This is a genomic window from Bradyrhizobium sp. ISRA430, from assembly GCF_029909975.1.
Classification (GTDB): Bacteria; Pseudomonadota; Alphaproteobacteria; order Rhizobiales; family Xanthobacteraceae; genus Bradyrhizobium.
This window is the reverse complement of record NZ_CP094516.1, coordinates 4553255-4566377: the sequence shown is the minus strand read 5'-3', so window position 1 is coordinate 4566377 and position 13123 is coordinate 4553255. Positions and strand designations below refer to the sequence as shown.

Below are 13123 nucleotides of genomic sequence, written 5' to 3'. Positions count from 1 at the left end.
GTTCACGGTTGCCCAACGGCAAGAGCCGCCGCGGTCTCAACCGGCGGCTTTTTGCGCGTTCTGAGCAACCGGCGGAGTGCGCAGATATTTGGTGACAGTCAGCCCACCCGTGCGCGACGGCGACGGGAGAAGGGACGAGTGCCGTGCGGGGGCACGGCGCGAATTAGGAAGATGCCCGGCGCCTCGCGAGAAACCGCGTGATCGCGGCGCCGAGCTTTGCGCTGTCGAGCGGCTCGGCAAGCGAGGCCTTGGCCGTGGCAACGACAGCATCCGGTGCGTTGCCTTCGCGCAATTCGCAGCAGACATGGGCAAAATCCACGTCGAATTCTGGATGCGGCTGCACCGACAGCGTGGTGCCGTTGGCGTAGAGCAGGCCGGCATGCGGCGTGAAGTCGGATGAGAGGATCGTGCGGGCATCGCTGGGAGCCTCGATCACCTGATCCTGATGTGAGCAGGCGATGGCGAGCCGCTCGCCTGCAACAACGCCGTTGTTCGGTGTCACCTGGTAGACGTGCCGGCCGATGCCCCAGCCCTTGTCCGATTTGCGCACGGTGCCGCCCAGCGCTTGCGCGATGAGCTGATGGCCGAAGCAGACGCCGACCATCGGCGTTCCGTGCGCATGAGCGGTGCGCACGAATTCCTCGAGCGATGCGATCCAGTCGAGCCCGTCATAGACGCCGGCCGCCGCACCGGTGATCAGGATAGCTTGCACCTGGCCCGGATCGGGAAGGACCTCGCCATCGGGGATGCTGACGACGTCGAACGTGCTTGCGGGATCTGCGGCGCGGACCATGCGCGCGAACATGTCCGGAAACGAGCCGTGACGCTCGCGATATTTCCGGGGAACGTGTCCCGTCTCGATGATGGTGATGCGTGCCATGTGCCCTCGGATATGAGATTGTGCGTACCGTGCAAGCTCAGTCAGGTTTCGCCGCGAGTGGCATTTTGCTCTGCAGCAGCCTGCTCTCGTTGCGGACCTCGTTGAGGAAGGCCTTTGCCAGCCTCGACAGCGGTTCTGCCTCCGACCACAGCATGTAGGCGACCGCGTGGGTGGTCGGCGCGAAAGGGCGCACGACGAGGCCGCTGCCGCTGTTTTGCCGCGGCGAGAAGGGATCGACGACCGCTGCGCCGACGCCGGCGGCCGCGAGCACGCAGGCCGTGTTGCAGTAGCGCACCTCGACGGTCGGCTGGAACGGTGCACCGGCGCGGGCAAAGCTGTCGCGCACGGCTTCGCCGAGACGCGTGCCGCGCTCGAGCCCGATGAAGGGTAGCCCGGAAAGATCCGAGGCCGAGATCACCGGCTGATCGGCAAGCGGATGCTGCGGCGGCAGCACGCAGACCATCTCGCCGGTGTGGACCACCTCATGCGCGATTCCCGGGTGATGCGTCAGCCCGAGCGCAAAGCCGAGCTCGGCGACGCGGCTGAGCACGCCTTCGATGATGCCTTCATAGCGGCGGACGTCGAAGAACACCCGCGTCTCCGGACGGCGGCGCAGGAAGCCTGACAAAGCGGAGGGGATGATGCTGTAGGCAAGCGGCGGCGTCGCGACGATTGCCAGATGCCCGGAGCGGTTCTCGCGCAAATCACGCACGCGGTTCTCGAGCTTGGCATGCAGCGCGAAGATCGCCTCGCTCTCCTTGTACAGTGCCATCGCTTCCGCGGTCGGAAACAGACGGTTGTTGACGCGCTCGAACAGCGCAAAGCCCGCCTGTGCTTCCATCGTCTTCAACGCGTTGCTGACCGCGGGCTGCGACAGCGCCAATTCGTCCGCTGCCGCCACGGTGGTGCGATGGCGGATGACGGCGCGCAGAATCTCGAGCTGACGCAGGTTCATATAAATGCCGATTATACTCTGGGCCAAAAGATCATAGCAGAACGAATTGCTTTTGCAGCCCTGCTTGCCCGTAATGGCAGCAGATTTGCACGCTGTATCAAACAGTTCGTTCGCCCAACGAGGCGGCAGCGCGCATAGATTGGAGGCAGTTTTGGTTCGTGTTCTTCGCGCCGCCGCGGCCCAGATGGGGCCGACGCAAAAGGCCGATACGCGCGCGCATACGCTCGGGCGCATGCTTGCGCTGCTGGAGGAAGCGGCTGGCCGCGGTGCAAGTCTTGTGGTGTTTCCCGAGCTTGCCTTCACGACGTTCTTTCCGCGCTGGCTGCTCGAAGGTGCGGCGCTCGACCAATATTTTGAGCGCGCCATGCCGAACCCGGCCGTGGCAAAGCTGTTCGAGCGCGCGCGGGCCCTGCGCGTCGGCTTCTATGTGGGCTACGCCGAGCAGACGGCGGACGGCCGCCGCTACAATTGCGCTGTCCTGGTCGATCGTGACGGCGACATGCTCGGCCGCTATCGCAAGGTGCATCTGCCGGGCTCGGTCGAGCCGCGGCCAGGTGCGCGCTACCAGCAGCTCGAGAAGCGCTATTTCGAATACGGTGACCTCGGCTTTCCGGCCTTCCGCGCCGGCTCGGCTTGGGGCCACGCCATCATGGGCATGATGATCTGCAACGACCGCCGCTGGCCGGAATCCTGGCGCGTGCTCGGCCTGCAAGGCGTCGAGCTCGTCTGCATCGGCTACAATTCCGCCGCCTATGATCCCAATGGCGGGGTCACCGAAGACGCCGCACTCCGCACCTTCCATTCGACCCTGGTGACGCAGGCCAACGCCTACATGAACGCGACCTGGGCGATCTCGGTAGCCAAAGCCGGCGAAGAGGACGGCTCCGGATTGATCGGCGGCTCCTGCATCGTCGATCCCAACGGCCGCATCGTCGCGCAGGCGGAGACGCTGGCCGACGAAGTGATCGTCGCCGACATCGATCTCGACCTCTGCCGCCAGGGCAAGGACAAGATGTTCAATTTTGCCGCCCACCGGCGGCCTGAGCAATACAGGGTGATCACCGAACGCGCCGGCGTCATCGAGCCGGCCGTTCTCGACGCGGATTGATTCCAAACGGCCGGTCGCGGCGTTGGCAAAGGAGCTGACATGACATGCCTTTCGCTTTCTCTCGCCCTGGCAGCGCTTGCCGTTGCAACTTGCGCGCAGGCGGCCGAGCTTCCGGCGGAGATCAAGAAGGCGGGTACCTTGCGGCTCACGGTCAACTCGACCTACGCTCCGATGGAGTATCGCGATCCCGCGACCAGCGAGCTGGTCGGGCTCGACATCGATCTGGCGAACGAACTCGCCAAGCGGCTCGGCGGTCTCAAGATCGTCTGGAGCGAGACGCCGTTCGCCGAGCTGATCCCCTCGCTGCAGACCAAGCGCGCCGATTTCATCATCTCCGGCATCTCGGACCGCGCCTCGCGGCGGGAGACCGCCGATTTCGTCGATTACCTGGCCACCGGCCCGCAGTTCTTCGTGATGGCGGAGAGCGAGGCCAAAGTCGCCGCCGATCTCTGCGGCAAGAAGGTCGGCACCACGCGCAGCACCAGCTTCCCGGTCGAGATCGAGAAGTGGAGCAAGCAGAATTGCGAGGCGGCGGGCAAGCCGGCGATCCAGTACGTCCCGGGTGAAAACTCGATCGACGTTCGCAACCAGCTCAAGCAAGGCCGCATCGATGCCGCCGTGCAGGGCAGCGAGACCCTGCCTTACGCGCAATCGCAGGAGGTCGGCAAATATCGCATCGTCGGCGAACCCTTCGCCAAAGGCTATCAGGGCATCATGTTCCGCAAGGACGATGTGGCCTTGCGCGAGGTTGTGACGGAGAAGCTCGCTGCGATGATCGCCGATGGTTCCTACAAGGCCATTCTCGACAAATGGGGATTGGGCGCCAACGCGGCGGCCCAGCCCATGCTGAATGCGGCCCCGCAATGAAGCCGGCGTCCGCCCTCGCGCAGGGATTTCCCGACCTGTCCGGGATGCGGATCGCGCGCGAGCCGCACTGGTTTCGCTGGCTCGGCGCGGCCCTGATCGTCCTCGTGCTGGCCGCGATCGGCCGCGCCTTCGCGAGCGGCCAGATCGAATGGTCCTATGTCAGCCGCTTCCTGACCGCAAAGGTCATTCTCGAAGGCATCGTCAACACCATGGTGATGGCCGTGCTGGCGATGACGCTCGGCATCGTGCTCGGCATCGTCGTTGCGATTATGCGGCTGTCGCCCAATCCGGTGCTGAAGTCGGTCGCCGCCGGCTACACCTGGCTGTTCCGTGGCACGCCGCTGATCCTGCAACTCCTGTTGTGGTTCAACCTCGCGCTGGTGTTTCCGACCATCGGCATTCCCGGCCTGTGGACCGCGCGTGCGGTCGACGTCATGACGCCGTTCCTCGCGGCGCTGCTCGGGCTCGGCATCAACCAGGGTGCCTACACATCCGAGGTGATGCGCGCCGGAATGCTGTCGGTCGACATCGGCCAGTATGAAGCGGCGCAGGCGATCGGCATGGGACGGCTGCGCGCGCTGCGCCGGATCATCCTGCCGCAGGCGATGCGCGTGGTGATCCCGCCGCTCGGCAACGAATTCATCGGCATGGTGAAGGCGACGTCGCTTGCGAGCGTCATCCAGTATCCGGAGGTGTTGCACAACGCGGAAAACATCTACTACGCCAATTCGCGCGTGATCGAGCTCCTGATCGTCGCCGGGCTTTGGTACCTGCTCGTCGTCTCCATCCTGACGCCGCTTCAGATGCTGCTCGAGCGACACTTTGCCCGCGGCATAATGCAGTTCGCCCGATGACAAGACCCCTCGTCGCGATCCGCTCCGTCAGCAAGAATTTTGGAGAGTTTCAGGCTCTCAAAAGCGTCTCGCTCGACGTCTGGGCCGGCGAGGTGATGTGCCTGATCGGCGCCTCCGGCTCGGGCAAGACCACGCTGCTCCGCTGCGTCAACCAGCTCACGGCGATCGACAGCGGCGGCATCTGGCTCGATGGCGAGCTGCTCGGTGTGCGCGAGCAGGGCGGCCGGCTGCACCGCCTGACCGAACCGCAGATCGCGCGGCAGCGGCTGAAGACCGGCATGGTGTTCCAGCGCTTCAACCTGTTCCCGCACAAGACCGCGCTGGAGAATATCACCGAAGGCCCGCTTCAGGTGCAGGGCCGCAAGCTAGAAGAGGTGCGCGCTGAAGCGATCGAGCTGCTCAGGCGCGTCGGGCTCGCGGCCAAGGCGGAGTGGTATCCGGCGCAGCTTTCCGGCGGTCAGCAGCAGCGCGTCGCGATCGCCCGTGCGCTCGCCATGAAGCCGATGCTGATGCTGTTCGACGAGCCGACCAGCGCGCTCGATCCGGAGCTCGTCGGCGAGGTGCTCGCGGTGATGAAGGAGCTCGCGGGCAGCGGCATGACCATGATGGTGGTGACGCACGAGCTCGGCTTTGCGCGCGAGGTCGCCGACCGCGTCGTCTACATGGATCAGGGCACGATCGTCGAGTCCGGTACGGCATCCGACGTGCTCGGCGCGCCGCGCGAGGCGCGCACGAAGGCCTTTCTCTCTGCAGTGATATGAAGGGGGCGTGTTGATGATGAGAATGTTGGTGGTAGCGGCGCTGATTTGTGCCACGACGGCCTCGGCGGCGGCGAGCGAGCTGCCTGCCGAGATCGCGAAGCGCGGCAGCATCAAGGTCGCGCTGGTGCCGAACTATCCGCCGATGGAGTTTCGCGACCCCGCCACCAACGCGCTGTCCGGATTCGACATCGATCTCGGCGAAGCGCTGGGCCGCAAGCTCGGCGTCAAGATCGAATGGCAGGAGACCAGTTTCGCCGAGTTCATGCCGTCGATCGCGACGGGACGGGTGGACGCGATTCTGTCCGGCTTCACGGACTATGCGAGCCGGCACGAGATCGCGTCCTTCGTCGATTACTTGCGCAGCGGTCCGCAGTTCTTCGTGCAGCAGTCGCGCAAGGCGGAGTTCAAGGACGCGGCGGCGCTCTGCGGCAAGAAGGTCGGCGCCAGCCGCCGCACCATGTTCCCGGCACAGATCGCGGCGTGGAGCGAGAAGAACTGCGGGAGCAACCCGATCCAGTTCATCGGCACCGACGGCTCGGCCGACGCCCGCACCCAGCTCAGGCAGGGCCGCATCGATGCCGCCGCCCAGGGCAACGAGACGCTGCCCTACATCATGGATCTCGAGCCCGGCGCCTATGCGACGGTCGGCGAGCCCATTGCGCAGCAATTCACCGGCATTGCCCTGGCGGTCAAGGAAGCGGCTCTTCAGCAGGCGATGGTGGAGGCGGTCGACGCACTGATCGCGGACGGTACCTATCGCGCGCTGCTTGCCAAGTGGAAACTGAACGATAACGGACTGGAGAAGGCAACCATCAATGCTGGACAGTAAGGCACTTCAGAGCATCCCGCTCGTTCCGGCCAACACCGCGGATCCCGCACCTAGCTATCCCTGGCCGAAGCCGTATACATCGGCGATGTTCCTGTCGTTCGATGTCGATGCGGAAAGCGCGTGGACCAGCAAGGACGCCGTGCATGCGCAGCGCCTGATCACCATGAGCTATGGCGGCTATGAGGCGCGCGTCGGCACGCCGAAGCTGCTGGAGCTGCTCGACCAGCTCGATCTCAAGGCGACGTTCTTCGTCACAGGATGGTCGGTCGATGCGCACCCGGCCATGGCCGAATCCATTCTCAAAGCCGGCCATGAGATCGGTCATCACGGCTATCACCATCTCTTGCCCGATCCCGGTGATCCCTGGATCGAGGAGGAGCTGGAACGGGGTTTCGAGGCGCTGAAGCGCCGGCTCGGCGTCAAGCCGATCGGCTATCGTGCGCCGTATGGCGAGTTCACCGAGGAGCTGCGCGCCGCGCTGGTGCGTCACGGCATCGTCTACACTTCTTCGTTCCGCGATGACGTGCGGCCCTACAGGCATCGTCTCGCCGACGGCAAGCCGGGCACGATCGAGCTGCCGGTCACCGCGAGCTATGATGACTGGATGCACGGCCTCTCCGCCCGCTTCAGCCCGCGCTCGATCTTCCCTCGGGAGCACGTGCTCTCGCTCTGGAAGGACGAGCTCGACGAGGTCCGGGACTGGGGCGCCATGGTGACGACGGTGCTGCATCCGCAATGCAGCGGCCGCCCGATGCGGTTGCGCCTACTGCGCGAATTCTTGACCTACGCCAAATCCTGCCCGGACCTCTGGATCACGACCGGCGAGGCGATCGCGGCCAACTTCCTGCGCCATGAGGCGGACAACCGGTGAGCTGCGCCATGACCCCTCGCCGCATCCTGGTCATCAACCCGAACTCGTCGGCGTCGGTCACGGCCGCCATCGACGACGCGGTCGCGCCGCTCAGGATCGCCGGCGGGCCGGAGATCACGGTGGAGGGCCTTGCCGAAGGGCCACCCAGTATCACCTCGCAGCGCGACGCCGACAGCGTGGTCATGCCGCTGGTCAATCGCGTCGCGCGCGACGATGCCGATGCCTTCGTGCTCGCCTGCTTTAGCGATCCCGGCCTGCATGCGGTGCGCGAGGCGGCTGACGGCCGTCCGGTGATGGGCATCGCCGAGTGGGGCATCCTGCGCGCACTGACGCTCGGCGAGCGCTTCGGCGTCATCGCGCTGTCGTCGTCGAGCATCCGCCGCCAGCAGCGCATGGTGCGCCAGATCGGCGTTGAGACCCGCTATGCCGGAAGCTGGTCGGTCGGCGCCAGCGCCGCCGAAACGGCTGGCGCTGACATTCGCGGCAGATTGATCGAAGCCGGACGCGCGCTGGTCAGCGAGCGCGGCGCAGACGTCGTGGTGATGGGGTGCGCCGGCATGGCCTCGCATCGTGCGGCCATTGCCGAGGCGATCGGCGTGCCTGTGGTCGAGCCGGCGCAGCAGGCGGTGGCGGCTGCGATTGGCGCGGTTCTGCTGACAGCGTGAGAGGTGGACGATGCATTTTGAGCTTCTGATCAGGAACGGCACTTGCGTTACGCCTTGGGGCGAGGAGGCGGCCAATGTCGGCGTCTCCGGCGGACGCATCGCGACGCTCTCGGCAGGCGCGTCCGATACCGCAGATCATGTGATCGACGCGAGTGGCCTCCACGTCCTGCCCGGCCTGATCGACAGCCACGTCCACTTACGCGATCCAGGCGATCCCGCTGTGGAGACGCTGAGCACGGGCACCCGCGCCGCCGTGCTGGGCGGCATCGCCACGCTGTTCGACATGCCCAACACCAACCCGCCGATCGCCGACCAGGCGCAGCTCGACTGGAAGCGCGGCTTCGCCGAACAGCAGAGTTTTTGCGACATCGGCCTCTACATCGCCGGCGCCAAGACCAATATCGGCGAGCTCGCGCATCTCGAGAGCGAGAGCGGCGTTTGCGCCATCAAGGTCTTTGCGGGATCCTCGACCGCATCGCTCCTGGTCGAGGACGACGAGCATCTCGAGAAGGTCATGCGTGCCGGCCGCCGCCGCATCGCCTTCCACAGCGAGGACGAATACCGCCTCCAGGCGCGCAAGCCGATGTTTTCGCGCGGCATGCCACATCGCTCTCACATGGAATGGCGCGACGAGGAATGCGCCTTTCTCGGCACCCGCCGCCTGATGGCGCTGGCCCGCAAGACCGGACGTCCCGCGCACATCCTCCACGTCTCCACGGCGGAGGAGCTGGGCTACCTGCGCGACTATCGCGACGTCGCGACCGTCGAGGTGCTGGTCAATCACCTCACGCAGGTCGCGCCGGACTGCTACGACACGCTCAAGGGCTTTGGCGTGATGAACCCGCCGATCCGCGGTGAACGCCATCGCGAGGCAAGCTGGGCCGCGCTGCGCGACGGCATCGTCGACACCATCGGCAGCGATCACGCGCCGCATGCGCGCGCGGCCAAGGAGCTGCCGTGGCCGGATTGCCCGGCCGGGCTGACCGGCGTGCAGACGCTCGTCCCCGTGATGCTCGATCACGTCAATGCCGGCCGGCTGTCACTGTCGCGCCTCGTCGATCTCATGGCGGCCGGTCCCGCCCGCGTCTACGGCCTCGTCGGCAAAGGGCGGCTGGCGGCCGGCTACGATGCCGACTTCACCCTGGTCGACATGACGGCGAAGCGCACGATCGAGGAATCCTGGATCGTCTCGCCATGCGGCTGGACGCCCTTCGCCGGCAAGAAGATCGCCGGCTGGCCGGTCGCAACCATCATCCGCGGCCACACCGTCATGCGCGACGACGAGGTGCTGGGCGCACCGATCGGCCGCCTCGCTCGTTTCGCGTCCTAGGAGTTTGTTCGATGCCGATCTCCCGCCGCTCCCTGCTCAAAGCCGCGGCCGCCGCGCCGGCCCTGTCGCTGCCGGGCATCCTGCGAGCCGAGGAACAGACCACGCTGCGCTTCATCCCGGTGATCGACCTTGCTTTCGTCGATCCGGTCTATTCGACTGCGCAGGTGTCGCGAAACCACGGCTTCATGGTCTACGACACGCTCTACGGCATGAGCTCATCGCTTCAGGTCTCGCCGCAGATGGTGTCGGGCCACGTGATCTCCGGTGATCGGCTCCAGTGGGACCTCACCCTGCGCGACGGTCTGTTCTGGCACGACGGCGAGCGCGTGCTCGCCCGAGATTGCGTCGCGAGCATCCGCCGCTGGGCCGCGCGCGACGGCTTTGGTGGCGAACTGATGGGGGCGACCGACGAGCTCTCGGCCGCTGATGACCGCACCATCCGCTTCCGTCTCAAGCGTCCGTTCCCGTTGCTGCCGCAGGCACTCGGCAAGGCCGCGATCAACGCCTGCTTCATGATGCCGGAGCGGCTGGCGAGCCAGGATCCGTTCAAGCCGCTGACCGAGGTCGTCGGCAGCGGTCCGTTCCGCTATCTCGCCGACGAGCGCGTGCAGGGCGCGCGCAACGCCTATGCCCGGTTCGAGCGCTACCAGCCGCGCACCGACGGCAAGCCGGATTGGACGGCGGGGCCGAAGGTCGTGCATTACGATCGCGTGGTCTGGACCACCACGCCCGATGCCGGCACCGGCGTCGCCGCGTTGCAAACCGGCGAGCAGGACTGGCAGGAGACGACACCGCACGATCTCCTGCCGGTGATCCAGGCGGCCGGCGACATCGAGACCCGGATCCTCGATCCCAGAGGCTACGCCTGCATGCTGCGCCTCAATCATCTGCAGCCACCGTTCGACAATCCCGCCATCCGCCGCGCACTGTTAGGTGCGATCGATCAGTCCGCCTTCATGACTGCCGTCGCCGGCACCGATCCGGCCTATCAGGTCTCGCCGATCGGCTATTTCGCACCTGGCACGCCGATGGCGAGCGAGGTCGGTCTCGACGTGTTTCGCGGGCCGCGCGACTACGCCAAGGTCAGGGCCGATCTGAAGGCCGCCGGCTACAATGGCGAGAAGATCGTGTTGCTCGTTCCAACCAACTCGCTGGCACAGAAACCGCTCGGCGAGATCGCCGTCGACAGCTTGCGCAAAGCGGGCATGAATGTCGAATATGCCGGGCTCGATTTTGCCGTCATTTTGCAGCGGCAGCTCAAGAAGGAGCCGCTTGCGCAGGGCGGCTGGAGTGCCGCGGTCGCCAACTGGCAGGGCATCGACTGGCTCAACCCTGCTGGCAACACCAATCTGCGCGGCGAGGGCAAGGTCGCCGGCTGGTATGCGAGCGAGAAGATGGGCGGCTTGCGCAGCGAGTGGCTGGCTGCCTCCGAGCTCGCCGAGCAGCAGCGCATCTGCCGCCAGATCCAGGCGGTGGCGTTCGAGGAGATTCCCTATATCCCGGTAGGCCTGTACAAGCAGCCGACCGCCTACCGCAAGGCCATTACCGGCATTCTCGACGGCACCGCCGTCTTCTGGAACGTACGCCCCGCATGAGCACGATCGCGATCTTCGGCAGCTATGTGCTGTCACGCAAGGACGGTACGCAGGAGGTCCTGCGCGACCACTGGGTTCTGGTCGAAGGCAGCAAGATCGCCGCGGTCACGCGCGACAGGCCTCGCGCTGATCAGGTTCATGACCGCCCCGGCCGCTTCGTTCTGCCGGGCCTGTTGAACCTGCACAATCACTGCTTCAGCGAGGCGGTGGCGCGCAGCCACACCGAGGACGGCAACGGCCGCCGCAACAATCAGAGCATCGTCTACACGGTGCTCCTGCCGCTGACCAAGCGCGGTGCCGGTCTGCTGACTGGGGAGGAGCGCATGGCCGTCGCGCGGCTCGGCATCCTCCAGCTTCTCAAGGGCGGCGCCACCACGGTGATGGAGCCGTTCCGCAACTCTATACCGGAAATGTTCGACGCCGCCGAGGAGATGGGCATCCGCTTCTATGGCGCGCCTTATCTATTCTCGACCTCGGACGCCAAGGCGAGGGCCGACGGCGTGGTCTGCTATGCCGGCGACGACGGCGCGGCGGACATGGCGACGTGGGATGCGCTCTATCAGCGCTGGAACGGTCGCGGCGACGGGCGCATCGGCCTTGCGATGAGCCCGCATGCGACCGATACCTGTGGCCCTGATCTCTTGAAGGCCTGCGCCGCACGTGCGCGTGAGCTCGGCGTGCCCATCACGACGCATCTGGCGCAAAGCCGGGCCGAGGTCGAGATCATCGGCAAGCGCTATGGTGGCCGCACACCGGCGCAATATCTAGACTGGCTCGGGCTCCTTGCACCCGACCTTATGGCTGCACACTGCATTTCCAGTACCGATGACGATCTGAAGCTGATGGCGGCGCGCGGCGCGACCGTGCTGAACTGCCCGCGCGTGTTCGCGCGCGCCGGCATCACCGCCGCCTTCAGCCGCTTCGCCGAGCACGGCGTGCGCACCGTGGTCGGCACCGACGGCTACAACATGGACCTGCTCGGCGAGCTCAACGCCGCCTCACTCATCTCCAAGACGACGTCGCAGCGCGCCGATGTCGCGAATTCGCCAGAACTGATCGAGGCGAACACGGCCGTCGCTGCCGACGTCATCAAGCGGCCGGATCTCGGCAGGATCGAGCCGGGCGCGACCGCGGATCTCACGGTGGTCGATCTCACCCATCCGCATCTTCAACCGCTGTTCGACCCGCGCCGCGCGCTGATCGCGCTCGCCAACCGCGCCAATATCGATCAGGTAATCGTCGACGGGCGCCTGCTGATCGATGCCGGCCGCTATCTCGGCGGCGACGAGAAGGCGATCACTGCAGCAGGCAGCGTCGCGATCGGCAAGATCTGGGACCTGCCCGAGGCGCAGGCCGCGTTCAACGGCTGAGCGCGGCCTCATGCGCGGGCTGTTCGTCGAACGCGGTGAGTGACTTGCGCACGGTCTCGACGAAATCCAGCGCCACCGGCGAGGGGCTGCGCTGCGCGGGAAAGACGGCGGAGAATTCGAAGTCGATGCGCGGCAGGAAGGGCCGCACGACGATGCCGCGGGTGGAGAATTCTTCAGCCGTGAAGGGATCGCAGATCGCAACCCCAAGTCCCGACGACACCATGCCGCACATGATCTCCGACAGTGTGGTTTCGACCCGCAATACGCGGCGGACGTCGCTGCGGTGGAAGATCTGGTCGATCAGATGCCGGCTCGCAGAGCCCGCCGAGAGCGACACGAATGTCTCGCCCTCGAAGTCGCGCGGCTCCAGCACCTGCTTTTCGGCGAGGCGATGTCCGGTCGGCAGCACCGCGACGCGCGCCAATGGCGGCAGCCGCAGGCTCGGCAGGCCGGAATGGGCGATCGGCACCTCGGCAAAGCCGATGTCGCATTGATTGTTCAGCACCCAGTCGACCACGATCGGCGAGATCACGCCGAAGAAGGCGAGGTTGAGGTTGGGCCGCTCCTTCAAGAAATGTCCGGCGAGCCGCGGCAGGTAGCCGTTCGACAGCGCCGGTAGTGCGGCGATGCGCAATGAGCCGGTGCGGCGGCCGCGAATTTCTTCGGCGGCCGCGGTGATGCGTTCGAGGCCGACGAAGGAGCGCTCGACTTCCGTGTAGAGCGCCGTTGCCGCAGCGGTCGGCACCAGCCCGGTGCCGCGCCGCTCGAACAGCTCCATTTTCAGCAGCGCCTGGAAGTCGCGCAGCAACCGGCTTACCGCAGGCTGCGTCACCACCATCAGCTTCGCCGCCTCGGTCACGCTGCCGGTCAGCATCATCGCGCGGAAGGCTTCCACCTGCCGCGAATTGATCCGCGCCATCCCGTTCTCTTCATAACATTTCGGCATGTAGAGGGTGCCATTATTCATTGGACGATGGAAGTATAGCTCTGCGATCTTTTTCATCAGCGCTGGAGACAGCCCGTTTTTCCGGCAGATCG

The 13123-nt window shown here is 65.9% G+C and carries 13 protein-coding genes; 10 read left to right on the top strand and 3 right to left on the bottom strand.

What is annotated here, in order from left to right; genetic code table 11:
• Window positions 1-163 precede the first annotated feature (163 nt).
• Both MTX21_RS21810 and MTX21_RS21805 read right to left on the bottom strand, forming a co-directional pair.
• Window positions 164-880 carry a type 1 glutamine amidotransferase gene (locus MTX21_RS21810; protein WP_280966749.1) on the bottom strand — a complete coding sequence of 239 codons (717 nt, stop codon included), beginning with the start codon at window positions 878-880 and terminating at the stop codon, window positions 164-166.
• A gap of 37 nt (window positions 881-917) precedes the next feature.
• Window positions 918-1835, bottom strand: a complete 918-nt coding sequence (locus tag MTX21_RS21805) for a LysR family transcriptional regulator (protein WP_280966748.1) — start codon at window positions 1833-1835, stop codon at window positions 918-920.
• A 151-nt stretch (window positions 1836-1986) separates the two neighbouring features.
• Here MTX21_RS21805 and MTX21_RS21800 point away from each other — a divergent pair, with 151 nt between their 5' ends.
• The 10 genes from MTX21_RS21800 to MTX21_RS21755 are packed head-to-tail and all read left to right on the top strand — an operon-like array spanning window position 1987 to window position 12085.
• On the top strand, window positions 1987-2943 hold the full coding sequence (locus MTX21_RS21800) for an N-carbamoyl-D-amino-acid hydrolase (protein WP_280971309.1): 957 nt from the start codon (window positions 1987-1989) through the stop codon (window positions 2941-2943).
• Window positions 2944-2982: 39 nt separating this feature from the next.
• Window positions 2983-3810, top strand: a complete 828-nt coding sequence (locus MTX21_RS21795; RefSeq protein ID WP_280966747.1) for an ABC transporter substrate-binding protein — start codon at window positions 2983-2985, stop codon at window positions 3808-3810.
• Complete coding sequence (locus tag MTX21_RS21790) at window positions 3807-4664, top strand: amino acid ABC transporter permease (protein ID WP_280966746.1); 858 nt, start codon at window positions 3807-3809, stop codon at window positions 4662-4664. The genes MTX21_RS21795 and MTX21_RS21790 overlap by 4 nt, the downstream gene beginning before the upstream one ends.
• Window positions 4661-5425 carry an amino acid ABC transporter ATP-binding protein gene (locus MTX21_RS21785; protein WP_280966745.1) on the top strand — a complete coding sequence of 255 codons (765 nt, stop codon included), beginning with the start codon at window positions 4661-4663 and terminating at the stop codon, window positions 5423-5425. Before MTX21_RS21790 ends, MTX21_RS21785 begins: the two co-directional genes overlap by 4 nt.
• A gap of 13 nt (window positions 5426-5438) precedes the next feature.
• Window positions 5439-6254, top strand: a complete 816-nt coding sequence (locus MTX21_RS21780; protein ID WP_280966744.1) for an ABC transporter substrate-binding protein — start codon at window positions 5439-5441, stop codon at window positions 6252-6254.
• Window positions 6241-7125, top strand: coding sequence for a polysaccharide deacetylase (locus MTX21_RS21775; protein WP_280966743.1), 885 nt, complete (start codon window positions 6241-6243; stop codon window positions 7123-7125). The genes MTX21_RS21780 and MTX21_RS21775 overlap by 14 nt, the downstream gene beginning before the upstream one ends.
• A gap of 8 nt (window positions 7126-7133) precedes the next feature.
• Window positions 7134-7790, top strand: coding sequence for an aspartate/glutamate racemase family protein (locus tag MTX21_RS21770; protein ID WP_280966742.1), 657 nt, complete (start codon window positions 7134-7136; stop codon window positions 7788-7790).
• Window positions 7791-7800: 10 nt separating this feature from the next.
• Window positions 7801-9120, top strand: a complete 1320-nt coding sequence (locus MTX21_RS21765; RefSeq protein WP_280966741.1) for a dihydroorotase — start codon at window positions 7801-7803, stop codon at window positions 9118-9120.
• Window positions 9121-9131: 11 nt separating this feature from the next.
• Window positions 9132-10715 (top strand): ABC transporter substrate-binding protein, encoded by a 1584-nt coding sequence (locus MTX21_RS21760; RefSeq protein WP_280966740.1) that lies wholly within the window; start codon window positions 9132-9134, stop codon window positions 10713-10715.
• A complete protein-coding gene (locus tag MTX21_RS21755; RefSeq protein WP_280966739.1) occupies window positions 10712-12085 on the top strand; it encodes an amidohydrolase family protein in 1374 nt (457 codons plus the stop codon). Before MTX21_RS21760 ends, MTX21_RS21755 begins: the two co-directional genes overlap by 4 nt.
• Here the strand turns inward: MTX21_RS21755 and MTX21_RS21750 are convergent.
• The gene (locus MTX21_RS21750) at window positions 12075-13004 is read right to left on the bottom strand and encodes a LysR substrate-binding domain-containing protein (RefSeq protein ID WP_280966738.1); all 930 of its coding nucleotides are present in this window, start codon (window positions 13002-13004) and stop codon (window positions 12075-12077) included. The two genes, MTX21_RS21755 and MTX21_RS21750, sit on opposite strands and share 11 nt — an antisense overlap.
• Window positions 13005-13123 lie beyond the last annotated feature (119 nt).

What these genes read in the sequence shown, in the direction of transcription:
- MTX21_RS21810 (WP_280966749.1), bottom strand. Translation starts at nt 880, where the DNA reads ATGGCACGCATCACCATCATCGAGACGGGACACGTTCCCCGGAAATAT.
- MTX21_RS21805 (WP_280966748.1), bottom strand. Translation starts at nt 1,835, where the DNA reads ATGAACCTGCGTCAGCTCGAGATTCTGCGCGCCGTCATCCGCCATCGC.
- MTX21_RS21795 (WP_280966747.1), top strand. Translation starts at nt 2,983, where the DNA reads ATGACATGCCTTTCGCTTTCTCTCGCCCTGGCAGCGCTTGCCGTTGCA.
- MTX21_RS21790 (WP_280966746.1), top strand. Translation starts at nt 3,807, where the DNA reads ATGAAGCCGGCGTCCGCCCTCGCGCAGGGATTTCCCGACCTGTCCGGG.
- MTX21_RS21785 (WP_280966745.1), top strand. Translation starts at nt 4,661, where the DNA reads ATGACAAGACCCCTCGTCGCGATCCGCTCCGTCAGCAAGAATTTTGGA.
- MTX21_RS21780 (WP_280966744.1), top strand. Translation starts at nt 5,439, where the DNA reads ATGATGAGAATGTTGGTGGTAGCGGCGCTGATTTGTGCCACGACGGCC.
- MTX21_RS21775 (WP_280966743.1), top strand. Translation starts at nt 6,241, where the DNA reads ATGCTGGACAGTAAGGCACTTCAGAGCATCCCGCTCGTTCCGGCCAAC.
- MTX21_RS21770 (WP_280966742.1), top strand. Translation starts at nt 7,134, where the DNA reads ATGACCCCTCGCCGCATCCTGGTCATCAACCCGAACTCGTCGGCGTCG.
- MTX21_RS21765 (WP_280966741.1), top strand. Translation starts at nt 7,801, where the DNA reads ATGCATTTTGAGCTTCTGATCAGGAACGGCACTTGCGTTACGCCTTGG.
- MTX21_RS21760 (WP_280966740.1), top strand. Translation starts at nt 9,132, where the DNA reads ATGCCGATCTCCCGCCGCTCCCTGCTCAAAGCCGCGGCCGCCGCGCCG.
- MTX21_RS21755 (WP_280966739.1), top strand. Translation starts at nt 10,712, where the DNA reads ATGAGCACGATCGCGATCTTCGGCAGCTATGTGCTGTCACGCAAGGAC.
- MTX21_RS21750 (WP_280966738.1), bottom strand. Translation starts at nt 13,004, where the DNA reads ATGGCGCGGATCAATTCGCGGCAGGTGGAAGCCTTCCGCGCGATGATG.